The sequence below is a fragment of the Sphingomonas gilva genome (assembly GCF_003515075.1).
Lineage (GTDB): Bacteria > Pseudomonadota > Alphaproteobacteria > Sphingomonadales > Sphingomonadaceae > Sphingomonas > Sphingomonas gilva.
Window position 1 is genome coordinate 123,668 of the sequence record NZ_QWLV01000008.1, and the last position, 24,159, is coordinate 147,826.

16 protein-coding genes are annotated in these 24,159 nt (G+C 66.7%); 8 read left to right on the forward strand and 8 right to left on the reverse strand.

Annotation, left to right across the window (positions count from 1 at the left end; all coding sequences use genetic code 11):
* Positions 1–175: 175 nt before the first annotated feature.
* The 7 genes from cysD to D1610_RS14900 form a co-directional block, all read right to left on the reverse strand.
* Positions 176–1,072 carry a sulfate adenylyltransferase subunit CysD gene (cysD, locus tag D1610_RS14870; RefSeq protein WP_118864984.1) on the reverse strand — a complete coding sequence of 299 codons (897 nt, stop codon included), beginning with the start codon at positions 1,070–1,072 and terminating at the stop codon, positions 176–178.
* Positions 1,073–1,197: 125 nt separating this feature from the next.
* Positions 1,198–2,106, reverse strand: coding sequence for an FkbM family methyltransferase (locus tag D1610_RS14875; RefSeq protein WP_118864985.1), 909 nt, complete (start codon positions 2,104–2,106; stop codon positions 1,198–1,200).
* A gap of 66 nt (positions 2,107–2,172) precedes the next feature.
* Positions 2,173–3,570 (reverse strand): glycoside hydrolase family protein, encoded by a 1,398-nt coding sequence (locus tag D1610_RS14880; protein WP_147414352.1) that lies wholly within the window; start codon positions 3,568–3,570, stop codon positions 2,173–2,175.
* Positions 3,571–3,602: 32 nt separating this feature from the next.
* Positions 3,603–4,469, reverse strand: coding sequence for an ROK family protein (locus tag D1610_RS14885; protein ID WP_118864987.1), 867 nt, complete (start codon positions 4,467–4,469; stop codon positions 3,603–3,605).
* On the reverse strand, positions 4,462–4,575 hold the full coding sequence (locus D1610_RS14890) for a DUF2474 domain-containing protein (protein WP_118864988.1): 114 nt from the start codon (positions 4,573–4,575) through the stop codon (positions 4,462–4,464). The genes D1610_RS14885 and D1610_RS14890 overlap by 8 nt, the downstream gene beginning before the upstream one ends.
* Positions 4,572–5,585 carry a cytochrome d ubiquinol oxidase subunit II gene (gene cydB / locus D1610_RS14895; RefSeq protein ID WP_118864989.1) on the reverse strand — a complete coding sequence of 338 codons (1,014 nt, stop codon included), beginning with the start codon at positions 5,583–5,585 and terminating at the stop codon, positions 4,572–4,574. The genes D1610_RS14890 and cydB overlap by 4 nt, the downstream gene beginning before the upstream one ends.
* Positions 5,585–7,012 (reverse strand): cytochrome ubiquinol oxidase subunit I, encoded by a 1,428-nt coding sequence (locus D1610_RS14900; RefSeq protein WP_118864990.1) that lies wholly within the window; start codon positions 7,010–7,012, stop codon positions 5,585–5,587. Before D1610_RS14900 ends, cydB begins: the two co-directional genes overlap by 1 nt.
* 172 nt (positions 7,013–7,184) lie before the next feature.
* Between D1610_RS14900 and D1610_RS14905 the strand changes: the two genes are divergently transcribed.
* The 7 genes from D1610_RS14905 to D1610_RS14930 all read left to right on the forward strand — a co-directional run bounded on the left by D1610_RS14905 (position 7,185) and on the right by D1610_RS14930 (position 21,096).
* Positions 7,185–9,554, forward strand: a complete 2,370-nt coding sequence (locus D1610_RS14905) for a TonB-dependent receptor (protein ID WP_118864991.1) — start codon at positions 7,185–7,187, stop codon at positions 9,552–9,554.
* Positions 9,555–9,858: 304 nt separating this feature from the next.
* Positions 9,859–13,074: a TonB-dependent receptor gene (locus D1610_RS14910; protein WP_118864992.1), complete on the forward strand. Its 3,216-nt coding sequence runs from the start codon at positions 9,859–9,861 to the stop codon at positions 13,072–13,074.
* Between the two features lie 103 nt (positions 13,075–13,177).
* The gene (locus tag D1610_RS17290) at positions 13,178–14,686 is read left to right on the forward strand and encodes a tryptophan halogenase family protein (RefSeq protein ID WP_222927027.1); all 1,509 of its coding nucleotides are present in this window, start codon (positions 13,178–13,180) and stop codon (positions 14,684–14,686) included.
* Positions 14,683–16,203 carry a tryptophan halogenase family protein gene (locus tag D1610_RS14915; protein WP_222927028.1) on the forward strand — a complete coding sequence of 507 codons (1,521 nt, stop codon included), beginning with the start codon at positions 14,683–14,685 and terminating at the stop codon, positions 16,201–16,203. The genes D1610_RS17290 and D1610_RS14915 overlap by 4 nt, the downstream gene beginning before the upstream one ends.
* Before the next feature lie 55 nt (positions 16,204–16,258).
* Positions 16,259–17,317, forward strand: a complete 1,059-nt coding sequence (locus D1610_RS14920) for a LacI family DNA-binding transcriptional regulator (protein WP_118864993.1) — start codon at positions 16,259–16,261, stop codon at positions 17,315–17,317.
* Positions 17,307–18,494 (forward strand): MFS transporter, encoded by a 1,188-nt coding sequence (locus tag D1610_RS14925; protein WP_182466855.1) that lies wholly within the window; start codon positions 17,307–17,309, stop codon positions 18,492–18,494. The genes D1610_RS14920 and D1610_RS14925 overlap by 11 nt, the downstream gene beginning before the upstream one ends.
* A 151-nt stretch (positions 18,495–18,645) precedes the next feature.
* The gene (locus D1610_RS14930) at positions 18,646–21,096 is read left to right on the forward strand and encodes a glycoside hydrolase family 3 protein (RefSeq protein ID WP_118864995.1); all 2,451 of its coding nucleotides are present in this window, start codon (positions 18,646–18,648) and stop codon (positions 21,094–21,096) included.
* Between the two features lie 277 nt (positions 21,097–21,373).
* Here the strand turns inward: D1610_RS14930 and D1610_RS14935 are convergent, their stop codons facing one another.
* Entirely contained in the window at positions 21,374–21,763 is a 390-nt protein-coding gene (locus tag D1610_RS14935) for a TlpA family protein disulfide reductase (RefSeq protein WP_118864996.1), read from the reverse strand.
* Positions 21,764–21,851: 88 nt separating this feature from the next.
* Here D1610_RS14935 and D1610_RS14940 point away from each other — a divergent pair, with 88 nt between their 5' ends.
* On the forward strand, positions 21,852–23,804 hold the full coding sequence (locus D1610_RS14940) for an energy transducer TonB (protein ID WP_118864997.1): 1,953 nt from the start codon (positions 21,852–21,854) through the stop codon (positions 23,802–23,804).
* The last annotated feature ends 355 nt before the right edge of the window (positions 23,805–24,159 follow it).

A 24,159-nucleotide genomic window follows, 5' to 3' on the forward strand; every position in this document is an offset into this window, starting at 1 on the left:
TCGTCATGCCGGATTTGTTCCGGCATCCATCGCGCCGCAAGCCCGACGCCTTGGGGCGGGATGCAGGTGGCGCCGCTCGCATTCGTGCCATGAGCGCCGCGCCTGTGGAGAAATGGACCCCGGAACAAGTCCGGGGTGACGAAAGAAGAGAAGTGGTTGCGGAGCATCGCGCCCATCAAAAATACCCCTCCTGCTTCTTCTTCTCCATGCTCGCCGCCTGGTCATGGTCGATCGCGCGGCCCTGGCGCTCGCTGGTGGTGGTCAGCAGCATCTCCTGGATCACGTCGGTAAGCGTCGCCGCGTCGCTCTCGACCGCGCCGGTCAGCGGATAGCAGCCGAGCGTGCGGAAGCGGATCGAACGCTCGACGGGAACCTCGCCTTCGCGCAGCGGAAAGCGCTCGTCATCGACCATCAGGATCAGCCCGTCGCGCTCCACCGTCGGCCGCGGCGCGGCGAAATAGAGCGGGACGATCTCGATCCCCTCGCGCCGGATATATTGCCAGATGTCGAGCTCGGTCCAGTTGCTGATCGGGAAGACACGGATGCTCTCGCCCTTGGCCTTGCGCGCATTGTACAGCCGCCACAGCTCGGGCCGCTGGTTCTTGGGGTCCCAGCGGTGGTTGGCGGAGCGGAAGCTGAACACGCGCTCCTTCGCCCGGCTCTTCTCCTCGTCGCGCCGCGCGCCGCCGAACGCCGCGTCGAAGCCGTATTTGTCGAGCGCCTGCTTGAGTCCCTCGGTCTTCCACATGTCGGTGTGGAGGCTGCCGTGATCGAACGGATTGATTCCCTGGCGCTCGGCGTCGGGGTTGCGATGGACGATCAGCTCCATCCCCGCCTCGGCGGCCGCCCGGTCGCGCAGCTCGTACATAGCGCGGAACTTCCATGTCGTATCGACATGCATCAGCGGGAATGGCGGCGGCGAGGGATGGAAGGCCTTCTTCGCCAGGTGGAGCATCACCGCCGAATCCTTGCCGATCGAATAGAGCATCACCGGCTTCCCCGCCTCGGCGGCGACCTCGCGCAGGATGTGGATGCTCTCGGCTTCGAGGCGGTCGAGATGGGTCAGGGACATGAGGTGATGCAATCTAGGTGGGGGAATAGGAATTCTGCAGCGGCGACTTCGCATGCCAATGTGCGATGCCCCTCCATTCGATGCGACCAAAATTTTCTTTTGTGGGGTACGGGATGAGCGCGCCGCTATGCGCTGAGGTCCCGGCGATCACGCACCGCTATCCGGTTGTTGCGGTCGAGCACATCTATGGTGAAACCGCGCTGGATGAGGATATCGCTGATATCGTCTTCCTTGGCTTCGAATATGATCCCTCGGCATTTGTCGATGGTCGCCGCCGCACCTGCCATCGCCAGGCGTTCCGCGCCCTCGAGATCGATCTTCAACAGATTGATCGTCTCGATGCCTGCGGTAGCTTCATCCAACGTCGTCGTCGTCACGTCGATTCGTTCGCCGGCGCCGTCACGATGAGCGATGCTGGCTGAACCGAACAGACGCGTCGGTACAATCGCGCTGACGATTCTTCCCGCAGTATCGGCCAAAGCCCGTTCCACCACCTCGACATTATCGAGATCGTTCAATGCGACGTTCCTGCGCAGGCAGGAGGCGGTAGAAGGAATCATCTCGATGGCCACCACACGACCGCTCTCGCCCACCAAGTGCGCGGCCAACACGGTGAAGACTCCGTTGTTGGCGCCCGCATCTACGAAAACGTCACCTTTCGACAGAGATCGTCTGATGATTTCAAGAACATGTCGTTCCCGCGACGGCAAGATATGGTAAAGATCGTCACTATCCGCTCGTACAAAGAAAACGCCGATCCCCTTGGCCCTTAGCGTTGCGTTCCAGGACAGCATGGGGCGCTTCCAGCCATTGAGTCCGCCCGCACTTGTCAAGGGTGAGGCAGCGATCGAGGCAAGCCAGCGTCCAGCGCTGCCTTTGCCGACCGGCTTCGTTTCAATCGCGACGAAAGCCCATTGCCAAAGGCGTCGAACATAAAGTCTCGGAGCATGAATCACCGTCTTGGCCGGAGCGGGCAAACGGCCGATCAGGCGGCGAACCGGCTTAGGAACAAGCCCTCGTAGACTCAAATCCATGAAGCCCCCTTCGCGTTCCACTTAGCATGCCGCCAAACATTGGCACAATGCGACGTTGCCTTCCATCTATCCGTTACGCTCGAGAATCGTCCCGTTCAGCTCCAAACTTCCCTGTATGATTGAGCGGCCGATGGCGACCGGGCCGGTGATGCGGTTGCGGCCTTGGAAGGTGCCCCGCGTGTGCGCGACCTTGTCGGATCGCTGGGACATGATGCAGTCGCGGTAGATCGGCCCGACGCTCCACGGCAGCACGCCGTCATGCGTGAGCAGGAAGCGGCAGCGGTCGAACAACACGTTCTGCGCACGCGAAAGGTCCGCGATCAGGTTCTTGCGCATCGTGAGCTTGCCCGTTGGCGATAATTTGGGATCGTCACGGAAATCGCAATCGACGAAGCGTGCCGCCTTGGCCGGATCGGGGTCGCCGAACGCGTGCACCAGCGTGCCGACGAACAGACAGGAATCGAAGGCGAAACCGGGCTTGCGCGGCCAGGCGCTCCAGTTGGAGGTGCCGATGAAGCTGCATTTCACAAACCTCACGTCGGCGCTGTCTCCCGAATCGGCGACCATGCCACAGCCGCGATTGTCCGCGAAACGGCAATCCGAAAGCCGAAGGTTGCGGATTTTCTTGCCGCGCTGCGCCTCGATGTCCAGTCCGGCAGCAGGCGCGCTCGCCACCCTGCCGCGCGCCGTCCGGGTGAATGAACAACCCGACAGCTCATAGCCGCGGCCGCCGACGATGCTCATGCCCTGCCGCCCGTTCGCGTCGGCCCGCAAGCCGATCAGGCGGCGGCGCACCCCGGGAGTCGCCCGGTCGACGCCGTCGATGTAGAACCCGTCCTGCGCATGGTGATGCGAATGAACATTGGTCAGCGTTTCGGGTCCGCTGTTGTTTCTTAGGGCCAGGCCTCCAGTCGCGATCTGCCAGCCCTTGTCGCCATATTTTCCGCCGACGACATGGGCGTCCTGATTTCCGTCCAGCTCGATATCATCGATCTCGACCGCCCCGGTGCATTGCTCGACAAGGATCATGTGACGGTAGGGCCGTTGTACCACGCCGCCGTCTTTCCGGCGATTCTGGCCTTGTTTCGGCGTGCCGTCGGCCTGGAACACACCGTAGCGCTGGCCGGCCGCGCAGCGCAGTCGCGCACCGTTTCCACGGATCGTCAGCGGCTTGGCGCACCCCTTGAACACCATCAGTTCGGCGGCCGACAGCCGACCGTCACGGCCGGGTCTCTGGGTGCCGACGATGTAGGTCGTCCTGCGCAGCACGATCGTGCCGCCTCCGTCGGCCGTGACCTTCGCCGATAGCCGCGCGAAGGCTGCGCTGTCGTCCGTGCGGCCATCGCCCTTGGCCCCGAACATTTCCGGCGTCAGCGCCTGGTCGCTCCCTGCCGACAGAGCGCGCGCGCCCACCATTCCGGGCAGCATGGCAGACGCCATCAGCAGATCGCGGCGATGCAACACGTTTTCACTCCGTCACGGCCAAGCCCGCGAAGCTACCCGCGTTCCGCCGCCATCGCCAGCGCCAGCGCGCCGAGCAGACCGGAACGGTCGCCCAATCCCGGCGCGCGGATCAGATCGGCGGGGCTGGCGAAATAGCCGGCCGCCAGGCGGGCGTATTCGCCGCGCACGCGGTCGATCAGCCCCGGCGTCGCCATCACCCCGCCCCCCATCACCACCACCTGCGGAGACAGGACCGCCACGACATTCTGCACCAGCTGCGCCAGATAGTGCGCCTCGATCATGTGCGCCGGATGGTCGGCGGGCAGCTCTGACAGCGATGCGCCGTGGCGGGCGATGATCGACGGCCCGTTGGCCAGCCCTTCGGCGCAATCGCCGTGAAACGGGCAGATGCCTGCGAGGCCGGCGTCGTCGGGATGCCGCGAAACGCGGACATGCCCCATTTCCGGGTGGCGCGCGCCGTGCACCGGCCGGCCGCCGATCGCGGCGCCTCCGCCGATCCCCGTGCCCACCGTCAGATAGACCAGGCTCGCCGCCCCCTGCCCCGAGCCCCAGCGCGCTTCGCCGATCGCGGCGGCGTTGACGTCGGTGTCGAAGCCGACGGGCGCGGCGAAGCCGGAGAGCGCGCCGGCCATGTCCGCGCCGCTCCATCCCGGCTTGGGCGTGTCGGCTATGTGGCCCCAGGCGGGATCGGCGCGGTCGAGGATCACCGGCCCGAAGCTGCCGATGCCGAATGCCGCTATTGTGTGCTCGGCGAACCAGTCGCGCATTCGGCCCAGCGTTTCGGCGGGCGTAGTCGTCGGGATACGCTTGGTCGCGATCACCCGATCGGGCCCGCTCGCGACGCCGAGCACGAACTTGGTGCCGCCCGCCTCGACGCAGCCGTACAGCGCCTCACCCATTCAGCCATGTCCGTATGATCAGGGCGACGATGCCCAGCACCGCGACGCTAGCCGCCCACAGTCCGACGAACCAGCCCAGCCGCCGCCATAGGGGCCGCTCGCTCAATGATAGCCCTCATGCCCGGTCTTGCCGCGGAACACCCAATAGCTGAACGCGGTGTAGGCGAGGATGACGGGGATCATGATCCCCGCGCCGATCAGCATGAACACCTGGCTCTTCTCGGGCGCGGCGGCGTCCCAGATGCTGATGCGGCCGGGCACGATGTCCGGCCAGATCGATATGCCGAGGCCGATCATGCTCAGGAGGAAGAGGTTCAGCGAGAGCAGGAAGGGCAGCCCGTCGCGGCCGCCGCCAATCCCGGTCCAGGCGAAATAGGCGCTGCCGACCACGAGCAGCGGCATCGGCACCGTCGCCAGCAGGCCCGGAAAGACGAACCAGCGCTCATAATATTGTCCCTCTAGGAACGGCGTCGCGGCGCTGACCGCGCCCAGCGCGACGACGGTCGCGGGGACGAGCCATCTGGCGAAGCGGCGGGCGTCGTCGCGCGTGCCGCCGTCGGTCTTCCAGATCAGGAAGGTCGCGCCGAGCAGCGCGTAGCCGGTCATGATCGCGAGGCCGGTGAGCAATGTGAACGGCGTCGCCCAGTCCCACCAGCCGCCGGCATAGGCGCGGCCCTCGACATCGATTCCCTGCAGGAGCGCGCCCAGCGTCACGCCTTGGGCGAAGGCGGCGAGCGCCGATCCGCCGGTGAAGGCGAAATCCCAGAAGGCGCGGTGGCGCGGGTCGCGCCAGCGGAACTCGAACGCCACGCCGCGGAACACCAGGCCCAGCAGCATCGCGATCAGCGGCGCATAGAGCGCCGGCAGGATAACCGCATAGGCAAGCGGAAATGCCGCCATCAACCCCCCACCCCCCAGCACCAGCCAGGTCTCGTTGCCGTCCCACACCGGCGCGATCGCGTTCATCGCAGTGTCGCGCTCTTTGCCGACGCGAAAGAAGGGGAACAGCAGGCCGATGCCGAGATCGAATCCGTCGAGCACCACATAGGCCGCAACCGCGAAGGCGATGACGAACGCCCAGATGACCGTCAGGTCGGCGTTGACCGCGAGGTCCATCACGCGCCTCCCCGGGTGTCGGCGGGATGGCCCTGTGCCGGGCCGGGCGTGATGCCGGCGGTGCGGATCGGCCCGTCCTCCTGTTCGATGACGCCCGCCTCATGGGGATGCGGCGCCTTGGCGGCGAGGCGCAATATGTACCAGGTGCCCGCGCCGAAGACGAAGAAATAGACGATGACGAACGCCATCAGCGACGCGCCTACGGCGGGCGCAGCGAGCGGCGAGGCGCTGTCGGCGGTCAGCAGATGGCCGTAGATGGTGTAGGGCTGGCGCCCCACCTCGGTCGTCACCCAACCCGCCAGCACCGCGATGAAGCCCGACGGCCCCATCAGGATTGCGGCGCGGTGCAGCCAATGCCAGTCGTAGAGTTTCTTGCGGACCCGCGCGAGCAGGCTCCACAGCCCCAGCCCCAGCATCAGGAAGCCGATCCCGACCATGATGCGGAAAGACCAGAAGACGATGGCGACCGGCGGCTCACGATCGTCGGGGATCGTGTCCAGCCCGGCCAGCGGCGCGTTCGGATCGTGCTTCAGGATCAGCGACGACGCCTTGGGAATTTCGATGGCATAATCGACGCGCTTCTCCTCCGGGTTGGGAATGCCTAGCAGGATCAGCGGCGCACCGTCGGGATGGCTGTCATAATGCCCCTCCATCGCCATCACCTTGGCGGGCTGGTGCTCCAGCGTGTTGAGCCCGTGCATGTCGCCGGCGAAGATCTGCACCGGCGCGACCAGCGCCGCCATCCACATCGCCATCGAGAACATCTTGCGGGCATGCGGATTGCCCTTGTCCTTCAGCAGGTGCCACGCGCCGACCGCGCCGACCGCGAGCGCAGTGGTCAGATATGCGGCGATCACGGTGTGGACCAGCCGATAGGGAAAGCTGGGATTGAAGACGATTTGGGTCCAGGGCGCGGCCGGCACGAACTGGCCGTCCGCGTTGATCGCGAAGCCCACCGGCGTGTGCATCCAGCTGTTGACCGAGAGAATCCAGAAGGCCGAGATGAAGGTGCCGATCGCCACCATCAGCGTCGCGGCGAAGTGCAGCCCCTTTCCCACCCGCTGCATCCCGAACAGCATCACCCCCAGGAATCCGGCTTCGAGGAAGAAAGCGGTCAGCACCTCATAGGCCATCAGCGGGCCGATGACGGGCCCCGCCTTGTCGGAGAAGACCGACCAGTTGGTGCCGAACTGATAGGACATGACTATCCCTGAGACGACGCCCATCGCGAAGGCGACGGCGAAGATCTTCAGCCAGTATTTGAACAGGTCGAGGTAGAGCGCCTTGCCGGTCTTCAGCCACAGCGCTTCCAGAACCGCCAGATAGCTCGCCAGCCCGATCGAAAAGGCCGGGAAGATGAAATGGAAGCTCACCGTGAAGGCGAACTGGATACGCGCCAGGATCAGCGCGTCCATCTGGTCGAACATGGTCTTGGGCCTCGCTCGCGCCCGCCATTACACCGCGCATGCGCATGCGGAAAGGGCAATCGCCGCTGCGGCGATTGCGCGCCATGCAATTCGTTTCGAGCAGGCTCGTTCGGCACAGTTCTGATACAATTGCCGGTTAGCGCGGCCTCACAATTGTCTGAGAAAGTCCGCCATGCGTCTTGCCGCCCTGTTCCTGCTGTCCGCGTCCTGGCCCGCGCTTGCGCAAGTGTCGCCGCCCGAGCCGCCCGCGAGCGAGGCGGAGGAGCAGGCGGCCGAAGCCGATGACGAGATGCTGGAAGACGAGCTCGCCGAAGAGATCGTCGTCGTCGGCAGCAGCCGTCCGCGCGGTTCGGTGATCGGCGATATCGAGCCCGAGGTGACGCTCGATGCGCGCGACATCCGCGCCTATGGCGCGAGCAACCTCGCCGAGCTGCTCGAGGAACTATCGCCCCTGACCGGCAGCATCCAGGGCCGCGGCGAGGGATCGCCCGTGGTGCTGCTCGGCGGCCGCCGCATCTCCAGCTTCCGCGAGATCCGCGATCTTCCCCCCGAGGCGGTGGCGCGCGTCGACATCCTGCCCGAGGAGGTTGCGCTCAAATACGGCTATCGGGCCGATCAGAAGGTGGTCAACTTCGTCTTGCGCCGGCGTTTTGAGGCGGTGACGACCGAACTCGAAACGCGCCAGGCGACCGCCGGCGGGCGGCAGCAATATGAGGCCGACGTCAACTATCTGCGCATCGCCCAGGGCAGCCGCCTTTCGATCGACGGCGAATATGAGCGCGCCAATCCGCTGTTCGAGGACGAGCGCGACCTGGTCGAGGCCGATCCCGACCGCACGCTCCAGTCGGCTTCGGACGCGGTCAAGCTCAACGGCAGCTATAACCGCACCATCCTCGGCAACGTCTCGGCGACGCTCAGCGCCGAGCTGGAGGGCGAGGACAGCCGCGCCGCGCTCGGCCGCGCGCTCGACGATTCGCAGCGCCTGCTGCGCGACCGCCGCACGCGCACCGGCAACGTCAACTATGCGCTGAACGGCGATCTCTCCCAATGGCAATGGTCGCTGTCGGGCGGCTACAACCGCGACTGGTCGACCACGCTGACAGATCGCGACATCGACGGCGGCGGCGTCCGCCGGGACCGTTCGGAATCGGTTTCCCAGACCATCGACACCGAAGGCACCGCGAGCGGCGAGCTGTTCGAGCTGCCTGCCGGCGCGGTCGCCACCACGCTGAAGGCCGGTTTCAACCTGCGCGACATCGCCAGCGAATCGACCCGCGGGGAGTTGTTCACCGCGACCGAGCTGTCGCGCGACCAGGCCAACGCCCAGGCCAATGTCGATATTCCGCTGCTCGATGACAGCGGTGTCGGCTCGCTGTCGGCCAACGCCAACGGCATGGTCGAGCAGCTTTCGGACTTCGGCACGCTCACCACGCTGGGCTACGGGCTCAACTGGGAGCCGCTCGACGATGTTCGGCTGATCGCATCGATGACGCACGAGGAAGGCGCGCCGAGCATCCAGCAGCTGGGCAACCCGGTGCTGGTCACCCCCAATGTCCGCGTGCTCGACGTGACCACCGGCCAGACGGTGGACGTGACGCTGGTGGAAGGCGGCAATCCGGGCCTGCTCGCCGACAATCGCCGGGTGATGAAGCTCGGCCTGACCGCGAAGCCGGTACCGGAGACCGACCTCACCTTGCTCGCCAACTATACCGACACACGCATCGACAATCCCACCGCGAGCTTCCCCACGGCCACGCCCGAGATCGAGGCCGCCTTCCCCGACCGGTTCGAGCGCGACGCCGACGGCACGCTGCTGCGCATCGACAGCCGCCCGGTCAATTTCGCGCGCAGCGAGCGGCGCCAGTTCCGCTGGGGCTTCAACTGGTCGGAGACGCTGGAGGCGCCGCCGCCCACCGGTGCGGACGGCCAGCCCCTGACGCCCGAGGAGATCGAGGCGCGACGCGACGCCCGGCGTGACGCGCGGCGCGAACGGCGTGAGGCCGGCGGCGGGCGCGGCGGGCGTCGCGGCTTCGGCGGCGGCGGACGGCAAGGCCGCATCAACCTGGGCATCTTCCACAACTGGCGGCTTGAGGACACCGTGCTGATCCGCCCCGGCGTGCCCGAGCTCGATCTGCTGGGCGGCTCGACGATCGGCGGCCGGGGCGGCGAGCCGCGCCACCAGATCGAGCTGCGCGCCGGCTATAACCGCAACGGCATCGGCGCCCGCCTGAACGTCGACTGGCAGAGCGCGACATCGGTGCTGGCCGATCCGGGCGGCGCCCCTTCCCCCAACGATCTCCGTTTCGGCGCGCTCACCACGGTCAATCTCCGCCTGTGGGCCGATCTCGGCCAGCAGCGCGACCTGGTGCGTTCCGTTCCGTTCTTCCGCGGGTCGCGCGTGTCGCTCGCGGTAGACAATCTGTTCGACAGCCGCATGGACGTGCGGAACGCGAGCGGCGCCACGCCGATCGGCTATCAGCCCGATCTGCTCGATCCCATGGGCCGCTCGATCCGCCTGAGCTTCCGCAAGCTGTTCTTTTAGGAACCGCGGCCCGGCGCACCTGTCCGCAATGCCGACAAAATATGTCTTGAGAACGCTCTCAAAGAATGCTTTATGACAGCCAAGGGACAGCAAAGTCTCACGTCATAGGGAGAGAGACGGAATGAAAAGGCTGGATTTCCGCTGATCGGTCACTGCCACGGGCGCTGACGCGAGTCGCGAATCACACTTCGAACATTGCTGGACAGATCGGCCGCTGGCCGGAGCGAAACGCCGTCGCGCGCTGCGATGGCGGCTGCACATTCGCATCTAACGACTTGAATTGACGATGGGGAGCAAGGGGCACATGACCAACTGGACGCGCAGGGCGATTGCGGGTTTCCTGACGACCACGGCGCTGGCGACGGGCGCGCACGCGCAGACCGAGCCGGCGAGCACGCAGGAGCCGCCGGTCGAGGCCGGCACCGCCCCCGCCACCGATCCGGGCCAGGGTTTCGGCGAGGAGATCATCGTCACCGGCATCCGCGCGTCGCAGGCCAAGTCGATCGACCTCAAGCGCGAGAGCGCCGCGATCGTCGACGCGATCTCGGCCGAGGACATCGGCAAGCTGCCCGACGTCACCATCGTCGATTCGCTGCAGCGCATCTCGGGCGTGCAGATCGTCCGTTCGGCCGGCGAAGGCGCGACGGTCAACATCCGCGGCCTGCCGCAGGTCGTCACCCTGCTCAACGGCGAGCAATATCTCTCGCCGGCCAATCTCGGCACCGCCCAGCCCAACCTCAACGACATTCCGGCGCAGCTGATGAGCGGCGTGGTGGTGTTCAAGTCGCCCGACGTGCGCAACGCGCTCTCCGGCATCTCGGGCACGCTCGACCTGCGCACGCGCCGCCCGTTCGACTTCAAGGACGGGCTGACCGTCTCCGGCCAGGGCGAGTATCAGACCGGCAAATACACCAGCACCGACGATTACCTGGTCAGCGGCCTCGCCAGCTATCGCACCGGCCGCATCGGCATCCTGGCGAGCGCGGCGTACAGCGACATCACGCTCGGCAACAATTACGCGGGCTTCGCCGGCGGCCATTTCCTCAACAACGACTGGGGCGGCAATGGGAACGCCGCCAATCCCGGCGCCGACTGGATCGCGCCGCACGGCTACGAAACCTTTCATCGCGAGGTGGAGCGCAAGCGCTTCGGCGCATCGGGCGCGATCCAGTGGGAGGTCGATGACGGCATCACCCTGACCGCCGAAGGCTTCTACACGCGCTTCATCGAGCATGATCTGCGCGCCGGCATGAACATTTCGAATCGCTGGAACGCGCTCGGCTGGATGAATCCCACGGTCTCCGAGGATTCGGGCGTCGAGATCACGCGGCTCATCAATAACGTGCCGACACAGCAAAGCGTGCTCGACGTCGACGAATATGATCTCGACGCCTGGTGGGTGAACTCGTTCAGCGTCAACCGCTCGATCAAGGCGGAATCGAAGAACTTCAACCTCGAGCTCGAATATGACAAGGGCGGCCCGCTGACCTTCAGCGTGCGCGGCATCTATTCGGACGCCGACTATCTCAACACCAACGGCCAGGTGCAGGGCGATCTCAGCAATTGGCAATACGGGCCCGATCGCCAGTTCACGCTGTTCCGCAACGCGGCGGACCGCACGCGCGGCACCTTCTATCCGGCAGATATCGCGTCCCAATATCCGGCATCCCAATACTCAAACGGCGTCGTCGGCGTGAATGGCGGCCGCTACGTCAATCCGAATCCGCTGGGCTACGGATCGGACCCGCAGCTGCACATCGACATCTCGGGCCGCAACATCGTCTGGAGCGGGTTCGATCGCGTGATCGGCGGCGGCCTTGGCGCCGACTCGACCTTGCGCGACTATATGTCGAACCTCGACAGCTACACGGTCGCCGCCTATTCGTCGGAGGGCAACAACCGCAACAATTCCGATCTCTACGCCGCGCGGTTCGACGGATCGTTCGACTTCGAAAAGGCCGATGGCGCGCTGTTCGGCTTCCTCAATCGGATCGACGCGGGCGGCCGGGCGAGCCGTCGGCGGACCGAGATTCAGAACTACCACCTGTTCTCGAACCTCTACGCCGGCAACGGCGCGTCCGATCCCAATGGCTGCGCGGCGCAGTGGAAGGCGATCGACGTCGTGCTGGACAACACCGCGGGCTGCACCGCGGGGGAGCATGTTCCCAATCCCAATTTCAATCCCGCGTTGCCGGTAAGCGCGAGCAATCCGGAGACGGTCTTCCAAGGCTATACCGCCTGGCGACCGACCAATCTCGGCGCGAACAACAACGTCTATTTCCTGGATGACTTCGGCTCCGTTACCGAAGGATTCCCCGGCATCTGGGTTGCCGATCCGCGTGATTTCAACGATCCGCTGGCGTTCCAGCAGCGCGTATTCGGCAACGCATTCCCGGTGATCATCCCGGGCACGTCCTACAATGTCGATTTCTATGAACAGAGCGGTTACGCGAACGCCGCGCTCGAATTCGGCGCGCTTCAGGTCAACGCCGGCCTGCGCGTCGTCCATACGCTGATCAAGGTCCGGCAGAACCTCACCGGCCCCGTGATCCCCTATGGCGATACCAACAGCGACATCGGCGACACGTTCGACCGCAACGATTATTGGGATTTCCTGCCTGTCATCAACGCGCAGGTCGACCTGACCGACAATCTGAAGGCGCGCGCCGCCTATTCCAAGACCATGATCCCGCTCGACCTTGGCAATTATGGCGGCGGCCTGACCATCTCCACCAGCGATTCTCCGGGCGTCGATCCCGACGACCCCACGACGGCGAACAATGCGCCCGAGGGCGTGCGTCAGGTCACCGGCGCATCGGCGGCCGGCAACCCGCACCTCAACCCCTGGCGATCGACCAACTATGATGTTGCGCTCGAATATTATTGGGGACGTGCGTCGCTGCTCAATGCGGGCGTCTTCCTGCTCGATATCGAAAGCTTCGTGACCACGGATTCAATCAACGACGGCCGCTTCCCCGACGGCGACGGCGTCATCCGCCGCACGGTGCCGTTCAGCCGGCCGATCCAGGGTACGGGCGGTTCGCTGCAGGGCGTCGAGTTGGGCGCCAAGGTGGCATTCGACGACATCATCCCGACCGATGGCATTCTAAGCAATTTCGGGTTCGACGCGAACTACACCTATTCGGACAGCGCCAACGAATCCGCCGCGCCGCAACTCGACGGGAGCAAGTTTCCCTTCCAGGACAACTCGGCGCATCAGTGGAATTTCGCTTTCTGGTATCAGGACAGCAGGCTCCAGGCGCGCGCCGCCTACAACCGGCGCTCTCCACGCCTGACCGGTCAGGTTAACGGCATCGCGATCTATCAGGATACCAGCCAATATGTGGACCTGAACGTCACCTACGCCATTACCGACAACTTCTCGCTCTACGGCAACGCCTCCAACGTCTTCGGCGAGATCGAGAAATACTACTACCAGTTCGACGAGGACTCGCGCCAGTTCGCTTGGCGCAACGAATTCGAGCCTCGCTATTCGGCCGGCGTGCGCTTCAAATTCTGATCCCCTCTGGCCGGCCGCGACCCGGGTCGCGGCCGGCCTTCTTTTTGGGGGAGCGGCGCGAAAGCCTCTTGCCACCACCTATCGATTGCGCGTCCTTGATCTGATGACAGAAGCCTCGCCCCACAGCATCCGTTCGCTCGTCATCGTCGGCGGAGGCACCGCGGGCTGGATGGCGGCGGCGGCGCTGGCGAAGCACTTCCACGGATCCGGCCTCGCCATCACGCTGGTCGAATCGAGCGAGATCGGCACGATCGGCGTCGGCGAGGCGACGATCCCGACCATCCGCCGCTTCTACGCCAAGCTGGGCCTGACAGACGAGGCCGTCATGCGCGAAACCGGCGCGACCGCGAAGCTCGGCATCCTCTTCCAGGATTGGCGCCGCGTCGGTGAAGGCTTCATCCATCCCTTCGGCCTCTATGGCCAGGATCACGGCGATATCGGCTTCCACCATCTCTGGCTGCAGGCGCGCGCGGCGGGCGACGACACGCCGATCTCGGCCTATTCGCTGGGCGCGATGCTGGCCGAGAAGCACCGCATGGCGCTGCCGCAGGTCAATCCGCCCACCCCGCTCGCGACCTTCGATTGGGCGCTTCACCTCGACGCCTCGCTGTTCGCGCAATATCTGCGCCGCTATGCCGAGGCTTCGGGCGTCACCCGCATTGACGCCAAGGTGGCCCAGGTCGAGCCGGGCGAGCGCGGCGCAATCGCCGCGGTCCGCCTCGATGACGGCCGGCGGATCGAGGGCGATTTCTTCATCGACTGCACCGGCTTCCGCTCGCTGCTGCTGGGCGAGGCGCTGGAGGTCGGCTTCGAGGACTGGAGCGAATGGCTGCCCTGCGACGCGGCGATCGCGGTGCAGACCGAGAACGCGCTCGACGATCCCCCGCCCTATACCCGCGCGCACGCCAAATCGGCGGGCTGGCAGTGGCGCATTCCTTTGAGGCACCGCGCCGGCAACGGCATCGTCTATTCGCGCAAGCTGATGAGCGAGGACGAGGCGACGGCGACCTTGCTTTCCGACCTGCCCGGCAAGCCGCTGATCGAACCGCGCGCCATTCCCTTCCGCTCAGGGCGGCGCACGCGCGCCTGGGCGGGCAACTGCGTTGCGCTCGGGCTGGCGGCGGGCTTCCTCGAACCGCTCGAATCGACCAGCATCGCGCTGATCGAGACGGGCATCGAACGGCTGAAGGAGCTGTTCCCCGACCGCCGGCTCAATCCGGCGCTGGCCGAGGAATTCAACGACGCCACCGCGCGCGAGATGGAGCGCGTGCGGGACTTCATCATCCTCCACTACAAGCTCACCCGGCGCGACGACACCGCGTTCTGGCGTCACTGCGCGGCGATGCCCGTGCCCGACACGCTGCGCCGCAAGATCGAGCTGTGGGACGCGCGCGGCGAGTTCATCCGCTATCGCTGGGAGATGTTCCATCCGGCAAGCTGGCTGGCGATGTACACCGGCTTCGACCGCATCCCCGAGGGCGCCAACCGCGCGTTGGACGGGATCGACAGGGCCAAGGTCTCGGCGGCGATGAAGCGGATGCGCGAAAGCGTCGCCAACACCGTCGCCGCCACGCCCAGCCACCGCCAGTTCCTCGAAACGCTCGATCGGTGACCGCGCCCGAACCCCTTCGCAGCATCTGCATCGTCGGCGGCGGCACCGCGGGCTGGGTCGCCGCGGCGATGCTCGCGCATCTTTGCCCGGACCTGGGCGTGGAGCTGGTCGAATCGGACGATATCGGCACGATCGGCGTCGGCGAATCGACCATCCCGCCCTTTCTCGAGCTGATCGCCAAGCTCGGCATCAGCGAGAGCGACTTCATCCGCGAAACGCAGGCGAGCTACAAGCTCGGCATCGAGTTCCGCGACTGGCGGGTGAAGGGCGAGACCTATTTCCATCCCTTCGGCACGATCGGCCCGCAGGCCGGGCTTACCGAGTTCTACCATCTCTGGCTGAGGGCCAAGGGCCACGGGCTTGCGCGCGGGCTGCAGGATTTCGCGCCCGCCGCCGTGATGGCGCGCGAGGGGCGCTTCACCCTGCCCTTCGCCGCGCCGCGCAGCCCGATCGGCGGCGCGGCCTATGCGCTGCATGTCGACGCCAAGCTGGTCGCGCGCTATCTGCGCCGCTTTGCGGAGGCGCGCGGCGTCACGCGCACCGAGGGCATCGTCACCGACGTCGAGGCGCGGCCCGACGGTTTCGTCCGGACGCTGCGGTTGCAGGACGGGCGCGAGGTGTCGGCCGATTTCTTCATCGATTGCACCGGCTTTCGCGGGCTGCTGATCGGCAAGACGCAGGGCGTCGCCTGGCGCGACTGGTCGCGCTGGCTGCTGTGCGACCGCGCGATCGTCGTCCAGACCGCCAATGCCGGTCCGCCCCAGCCTTTCACCCAGGTCAGCGCGCAGGATGCCGGCTGGCGCTGGCGCATTCCCCTCCAGCACCGCACCGGCAACGGCCATGTCTTCTCGACCGCTCACATGAGCGACGACGAGGCGACCGCCACCCTGCTCGCCAAGGTCGAGGGCGAGACCGTCACCGATCCGATGACGGTCCCCTTCCGCACCGGCGTGCGCGAGGCCATCTGGCGGCGCAACGTGCTGTCGATCGGTCTCGCCGCCGGCTTCATCGAGCCGCTCGAATCGACCGCGATCCACCTGATCTATCGCGGCATGGACATGTTCTTCCGCTACATGCCGGCGCAGGACTGCGACGGCCATCTGATCGACGAATACAACCGCCGGATGACCGCGGACTACGAGGAGATCCGCGACTTCATCATCCTCCATTACTGCGTCAGCGAGCGCGACGACACCGCCTTCTGGCGCGCCTGCCGCACAATGGAGCTGCCAGCGGACCTCGTCCGCCGCATCGCCCTGTTCCGCGCCGCCGGCGCCATCCCGGAGACGCTCGACGGGCTGTTCCGCAACGTCAGCTGGCAATCGGTGTTCGACGGAATGGGCGTGATCCCGCGCACCCACCACCCGCTCGCCGACCGGGTCGACATGGCGACCGCCCTGCCCGACCTGGACCGCGCCGCAGACAGCCTCGCGCGCGCCGTCGCGGGGCTGCCCACCCATGCCCGCTTCCTCGCCGATCACTGCGCCGCGCCGCCGCCCGAGGGCTCGCGCGCATGAGCCGCTTGCCGACCGGCCGGCGCTGCTGGCAAGACGACTGACCACAGGGGGTTCGATGCCGCACACGCGCCGACAGGCGGTCACCATCAAGCATGTCGCGGCGGAGGCGGGGGTCTCTCTGCAGACCGTTTCGCGCGTGATCAACAACGAGCCCAATGTGCGCCCGCAGGTGCAGGAGCGAGTCCACGCCGCGGTGGCCAAGCTCGGCTATGTCCCCAGCCTCGCCGCGCGGCGCCTTGGCGGATCGCGCTCCTACCTGATCCTTGCGCTGAACGACCGCGATCGCACCATCGACGGCTGGCGCTCGGGCGAGGGCACCGACTGGGTCGACCAGATGCTCCTGGGCGGCATGCTCAAATGCGCCGAGCACGGCTATCGCATGATCTTCGAGCTGGTCGACACGCACAGCGCGCATGTCGAGCGCGAGATCATGGCCGCGCTCTCCTCGCTCCGGCCCGACGGCGTGATCCTGACCCCGCCGCACGGCGACAACCCGACCATCACCGAGCTGCTCACCCGCCAGCACATCCCCTTCGCCCGCATCGGATCGGTCGGCGACGGCGCCGGCTTCTCGATCTCGATGGACGACGCGCACGCCGCCGAGGTCGCCACCGCACACCTGATCGCGCTCGGCCACCGCCGCGTCGGCTTCATCACCGGCAGCGACGAATATGCGCTGTCGGGCGCGCGGCTCGAAGGCTGGCGGAAGGCGATGCGCGCCGCCGGGCGGGACGATTCGGAAGAGCTGATCGGCCGCGGCGATTTCACCTTCGATTCGGGGATAGCCGCCGCGACCGCCCTCGTCTCGCTCGCCGATCCGGCGACCGCGATCGTCGCCAGCAACGACCAGATGGCGCTCGCCGCGCTGCACGTCGCGGAGGCGCGCGGCCTCGCGGTTCCGCGGGATTTGTCGATCGTCAGCTTCGACAACACCCCCGTCGCGCGCTTCAGCGTTCCGCCCTTGACCGCCATCGCCCAGCCGATCGCGGCGATGACCGCGCGCGCCGCCGAGTTGCTGATCGAGGCAAAGCAGGGCAAGCCTGATCCCGACGCACCCAGCGTACTGCCCTTCGAGCTGGTGGTGCGCGCCTCGACGGGACCATGTGACGGCTGAACCGAACGCGCCGGGCAACCGGCAGAGCACGCGCTTCCTTCTCCTCTACGCGCTCGCCTATGCCGGCGGGTTCGTCGCCTATGTCCCCTTCCTCACCATATTGCTGCCGGTGAAGATGGCGGTGGCGGCGGGCGACCTGAAGGTCGAATGGCTCGCCGCGGCGACGCTGCTCGGCGCGATCGCCGCGAGCATCGCCAACATCGCCTTCGGCTGGGCGAGCGACCTCACCCGATCGCGCCGCCCGTGGATCGCCGCCGGGCTGGCGCTGACCGTCGCCGCCTATGGCCTGATCCATTTCGCCTCGACCCCGGCCATGATCGTCGCGGCGATCGTCGGCTGGCAGATCACGCTCAACCTGATGCTTGCCCCACTCGCCGCGCTCGCGGCCGATCATGTGCCCGATGCGCAGAAGGGCGTGCTCGCCGGCCTCCTGGGCGCGGGCCAGCCGTTCGGATCGGTCGCGGCGATCGTCGTCACGCTGCCGGGCATCGAGGTGGAGGCGGTGCAGTTCGCCGTCATCTGCGCGATGTTCGCCGCGATGGTGCTGCCGCTGTTCGCGCTCCATCCGCGCCCGATCGCGCCGGAGCCGCCCGTCTCCGCCGAGCAGCGCCTGGTCCGCCGCCGCGACCTGACGCTCATCTGGTTCGCCCGCCTGTTCGTCCAGGTCGCCTGCGGCGTGCTGTTCAGCTTCTTCCTCTATTATTTCCAGTCGCTGCCGGGAGAGACGGTGTCGGTCGCGACGGTGGCGCGGACCGGCGGCGTCACCATGCTCGTCGCCATCCCGCTCGCGCTGCTTCTCGGCCGCGCGTCGGACCGGATCGGCGCGCGTCGTCCCTTCCTGATCGGCGCCGCGCTCGCCATGGCGCTGGGGCTCGGCGTGATGGGGGCGACGACCACCGTCCCCGTCGCGATCATGGCCTACGGGCTGTTCGGCTGCGCGTCATCGATCTTCCTGGCGCTGCAGGCGGTCTACACCATGCAGCTGCTGCCGTCCCCCAACCATCGCGGGCGCGATCTCGGACTGTTCAACCTCACCAACACGCTGCCCCAGCTGCTGTCGCCGGTGCTTGCGGTCACGCTGGTGTCGGGCCGCAGCTTCGCCACGCTGATGGGAACGCTCGCGCTTCTGGCGGTCGGGTCGGCCGTTCTGGTCCTGTTGGTGCGAAGCGAACGATGAGCATCCCCACCCCACCCATCATCGACAATGTCGTTGACAGCGTTGTCAGACTCGTGCGAAGCGACCGCTGAAACGGCTTGAATTTCCGGCGGTACGCCGTCACAACCGCTATTGATAACGTTCTCAATGGAACGCAGTTGGGGAGAGATTAATGCATTCGCGCACCAGCCTGTTCGCCCTCATCGTCGCACTGTCGGCCGCCCCTGCGACCGCGCAGCAGGCGAATCCCGCCGCCTGGCCCGCCGCGGAAAGCCCCGCCGCGATCACCGACGCCGCGACCGAGGCGAAGATCGATGCGCTGATCGGGCGAATGACGGTCGAACAGAAGGTCGGCCAGACGGTTCAGGGCGATATCAGCTCGGTGACGCCCGCCGATCTCGCCAGATATCCGCTCGGCTCGATCCTCGCCGGCGGCAATTCGGGGCCCTATGGCAACGAACGCTCGACCGCGCAGGATTGGCACCGGCTGACCGAGGAGTTTCGCGACGCCTCGATGAAGACCGGCCTCGGCATTCCGGTCATCTTCGGCATCGATGCGGTGCACGGCCACAGCAACGTGCCCGGCGCGACGATCTTCCCGCACAATATCGGGCTCGGCGCCGCGCATGATCCCGATCTGATCCGCCGCATCGGCGAGGCGACCGCGGCCGAGGTCGCCGCCACCGGAATCGAATGGACCTTCGCCCCCACCCTAGCGGTGCCGCAGGACGGCCGCTGGGGGCGCGCCTATGAAGGCTATTCGTCCGATCCCGATCTGGTGAGGAGCTATGCCGCGCCGATGACCCTGGGCGTGCAGGGCGAGCTTGTCGCCGGCAAGCCGCTCGCGCCCGGCCACATCGCCGCGACCGCCAAGCATTTCCTCGCCGATGGCGGCACCAAGGACGGCAAGGATCAGGGCGACGCCGAGATCAGCGAGGCCGAGCTCGTCCGCATCCACAATGCCGGCTATCCCGCCTCGATCGAGGCCGGCGCGCTGACCGTGATGGTCTCCTTCTCCAGCTGGAACGGCGTCAAGCATCACGGCAACAAGAGCCTGCTGACCGATGTGCTCAAGGGCCGGATGGGCTTTGCCGGCCTCTCGGTCGGAGACTGGAACGCGCACGGCCAGATTCCCGGCTGCACCACCACCGATTGCCCGCAGGCGATCAATGCCGGGCTGGACATGTACATGGCGCCGGACAGCTGGAAGGGGCTGTTCGAAAGCCTGGTGAAGCAGGTCAAGGCGGGCGAGGTGTCGATGGCGCGGCTCGACGATGCGGTCCGCCGCATCCTGCGCGTCAAGGCGAAGCTGGGCATGCTCGAAGCGCCGCGGCCGGCCGCCCCCGACGGCTTCGAGGTGATCGGCAGCGCCGAGCATCTCGCGCTGGCGCGCGAGGCGGTGGCGAAATCGCTGGTGCTCCTGAAGAACAACGGCTCCGTCCTGCCGATCAAGCCCGGCGCCAAGGTACTCGTCGCCGGGGCGGGCGCGGACAGCTTCGCCAAGCAGGCGGGCGGCTGGACGATCAGCTGGCAGGGCACCGACGTCACGGCCAAGGACATGCCCAATGGGCAGACGATCTACGCCGGCATCGCCCAGGCGGTGAAGGACGCCGGCGGCGCCGCGACGCTCAGCAAGGATGGCGCGTTCACCGCCAAGCCCGATGTCGCGATCGTCGTCTATGGCGAGGATCCCTATGCCGAGTTCCAGGGCGACGTGCCGACGCTCGACTATCAGCCCGTCGCCGCGACCGACCTCGCATTGCTCAAGAAGCTGAAGAGCCAGGGCATCCCCGTCGTCTCGGTCTTCCTCTCCGGCCGCCCGATGTTCACCAATCCGGAGATCAACGCGTCGGACGCCTTCGTCGCCGCCTGGCTGCCCGGCAGCCAGGGCGCGGGCGTCGCGGACGTGCTGGTGGCGCGGAAGGACGGCACGCCCGTACGCGGCTTCACCGGCACGCTCAGCTTTCCCTGGCCGAAGACCGCCGCCGCGCCGGTCACCGATCCGCTATGGCCGCTCGGCTACGGCCTGAAATATGGCGAGGCGAAGCCCGTCGCCCAGCTCTCCGAGGATCCCGGGGTCGATATCGCCGCCGCGCTCAACGTCGATCGCTATTTCGATGACGGCCGCGCGCTTTCGCCCTGGGCCATGTCGATCAGCGACGCCGGCGGCGCCCGCCCCGTCGCCAGCCCGCCGGTGGACAGCCCCGCCGGCGCGATCGCCACGCGCTCGGTCGATCTCGCCGCGCAGGAGGACGCCAAGCAGGTGACCTGGACCGGCAAGGGTTCGGGCACGCTCTCGATCGCGGGCCCCGCCGCCGATCTCAACCGCCAGCTGACCGGCGCCTTCGCGCTCGCGGTCGACTGGCGGATCGACAAGGCGCCCGCGCGTCCCGTGACGATCAGCTTCGGCGATCGGCCGATCGACATCACCGGGCAATTGAAGCCCGGCCAGGTGACGACGACGCAGATCCCGCTGCGCTGCTTCGCCGAGGCGGGGGCGGACATCACGCGGATCGGCACGCCCTTCGCGGTCACCACCGATGGCGCGTTCGCCGCCACCATCGCGCACGTTCGGCTGGAGCCGATCACCGCCGCGGTCAGCTGCCCCGCTCCGGCGAGTTGAGGAGGCAAGCAAAAGCGCAGAATCCGCTTTCCTACATCTAACCATATAGGTTATGATGGGGCATGGTTGCCGATTCGACCCCGGACATTCCGCCGCAGCGCGCCCTCTCGAGCTTTCCGATGCCGGGAGAAGGGTCCGGCAAACACGCGTTTGGGGGGTAAATTTCTCAAATGCGTCAACTTGCGGTTCCGTCGTTGATCGGATTCGCAGGGGAAAAGCGCGCGTTCGGTTTCGATGTCTCAAAACCGTCAACTTGCGGCGCTCTCGGCGGATTCGCCTAGGGTTGCGCCAGGCAGCCCAGTCGCAATGCCCGGGCGCGCTCGGGGACCAGCGATCGGCGCTCGACGCCGCACACCCTGCCCGCGCGATCGATCGCGACGGCGGTGGGCAGGCCCGGCGCGCCGCCCGACAGGCGCCGCATCATCGCCGTCGCCGCCCGCGGTTCTAGGCGGAGCAGCTGATTCTCCGGCACCCGCGCGATCATCGCCTCGGTGCCGCGCCGGGCGTCGATCGGCACGACGATCACCCGCATCGGCGCCGCTTGCCGGCCGATCGAGCCCAGCATGCGCAGTTCGCCATGGCAGGGCGCGCACCAGGAGGCGACGAACAGCAGGATGGCGTTCTTCGGCGGCGGCGTATCGGCAGGCGCTGCGGCCGTCAGCAGCAATGCAGTCGCAATCGTGACGATAAGCCTCTCGACTAGCGGCATTTTGAATGCATAATCGGCTTGGGGAATTGCAGGGGGCGCACAACCAATGATGACATCGATGATCTCGCTCTTGCTTGCCGCTGCGCAGGCTGCGACGCCATCTCCGGCAGCGCCGCAATCGCGCCAGCAGTTATTCGACGATGCGACCAAGGCCGTCAACGACGGGCAGTGCGAAGAGGCGTTGAAGCTGTTCGCCGCGCTCGACGCCAGGCCGGCCAGCAAGCCCAATCCCGCGGTCGAGGCGGTGATCGGCGTCCGCAAGGCGATCTGTCTCGCCCGGCTCGACCGCGGAGAGGAGAGCGAGGCGCTGCTCGCCAAGGCGATCCCGGTCCTGACGCCGCTTGGCCCGCAATATCACGGCGATCTGCGCGATGCGCATTTGCTGCGCGCGAAGTACGAGGTCGCCGGGCTCGACTATGCGTCCGCCCTGCCTCATCTCGAAAAGGCGCTCGCGGTATCGACCGGTTTCGCCCGGTACGAGCCGCTGTCGCTGCTGGCGCGCGTCACCATGTTCGACGAAGGCTCGCAGGCGCTCGCCTACGCCGATGAAGGCCTGGCCCTCGTCCGTCAGCATCTGCCCGACAACAAGAAGTCGATCGCCGCCGCGCACACCACCCGCGCACGCGTCCTCCTCAACCAGGGCCAGCACAAGCAGGCCTATGAGGAACTGCGCAAGGCGCTCAGCCTGCAGGGCGGCCTCGACCTGAAGGTGGGCGTGGCGGACATCATCACGCGGTCGGACCTCGCTCTCGCCGCGCTGCTCGCCGGAGACGAGGACGCCGCGCGCAAATATCTGGCCTATACCGGTGCGGGCCGGACGGAGGAGTCGCCCTTCGGCTCGGCGGTGGCGATGCACACGCCGATGTGCGGCGGCGACGCCGGCCTCAAGCCCGAGGATCGAGCGGTCGTGGAATTCGGCGTGACCGACGATGGCGCGATCAGCCATGCCGGGCCGATCTACGCGACCGGCGGGCGCGAAGCCGCGCTGGAGTTCGCCCGTGCGGTTTCGCAATGGTCGTGGCGGCCCGAACAGGTGGCGAAGATTCCGCTGCTGTTTCGCTATCTCACCCGGGTCGAGCTTCGTTGTTCCACGGTCGGCGAGCGGCCGGGCCTGACCGATACGCTCCAGTCGGACTTCGACCAGTGGCTGAAATCGCGTGGGCTCGCGCCGCTCGATCTGCCCGACAGCCCGGCGCTCGCCTTGCCCGTTGCGCAGGCGGCGCACGATCGTCTGAAGGGCGATCCGGACAATCCCCAGCGCATCGCGCCGCTGATGGCGCTGCTCGACAACCCGTTGGTGGCCGACAAGGACCGGCAGAAATACAGGCAGGAAGCCGAACGGCTGATCATGCGCGCCAGCCCGCCGGCTGGGGTGCGCACGCTGATCGGCATCCGTCGCATCGCGGCCGATGACGTGGACGATTATCGCCGTCATCTGCGTTCGCTTCTCGCCGATCCCGTGATCCAGGCCGACGCGCACGGCGCCGCGACGCTGAGGCTGCTCATCGCCGAGCGGCACTATCGCAAGCCGCCGCCGGACGATGCCGATGCGCTGCTGCAGGCGGTGGTGGGCGATTCGCGCCTGCCGGCGGACGATCCGCTGCGTGTCGCCGCGCTGCTCGAACAATCCTCGCGCGCTGCCGCCGCCGGCCGCATCGAGGACGCCCGCGCCGCCTTCGACGAGACCGGCCTGACCGAGCAACAATGCGAGCTGATCGGCATCCAACCCGCTATGCGGCGAACCGGAGCCAGCTCGAGCGATTTCCCGATGGAGGCGATGCGCTGGGGCTTCGAGGGCTGGGTGCGCACCGAATTCGATATCCTTGCGGACGGGCGCACGACCGCGCAGCGCGCCATCATCGCCTATCCTCCCTTCGTGTTCGAGGAAGCCGCGACCGGCATCATTGAAGATGCACGCTTTCAATCCAGCTATCGCCCTTCCGGCGGCGCAGCGTGCAGCGGCCGGCAGCAGCAGATCGTCTTTCGAATGCCGGGATAGGGCTTCGGCCCGCCTAACATAGACGCCTGAAAAGTCGCTGGCCGACATCTCGGCGGCTTGCCGATGTTCGTTCGGCTGGGATGCCGGCCGGATAGCGTTCGCGACATCATGAAGCGCGGTCCCGCCAACTTCTCCTGAACTTCGATCAGCCGGAACGCGCCCCCTATCGGCGCTGCGGATCCTTGCGCACACCTTCATAACGAACTGAAATATAAGTGATTTACTGCCCATTGTCGCCAATTTGTCAGATTAAACTTGCGTGACAGCCGGGATGTGATATTTCACCTGATGAGAAACAGTCTCACTTTGTGGGAGTTTTAGCAGCCAAGGCTGAAAAGCCGGGAACGTCAGGGCC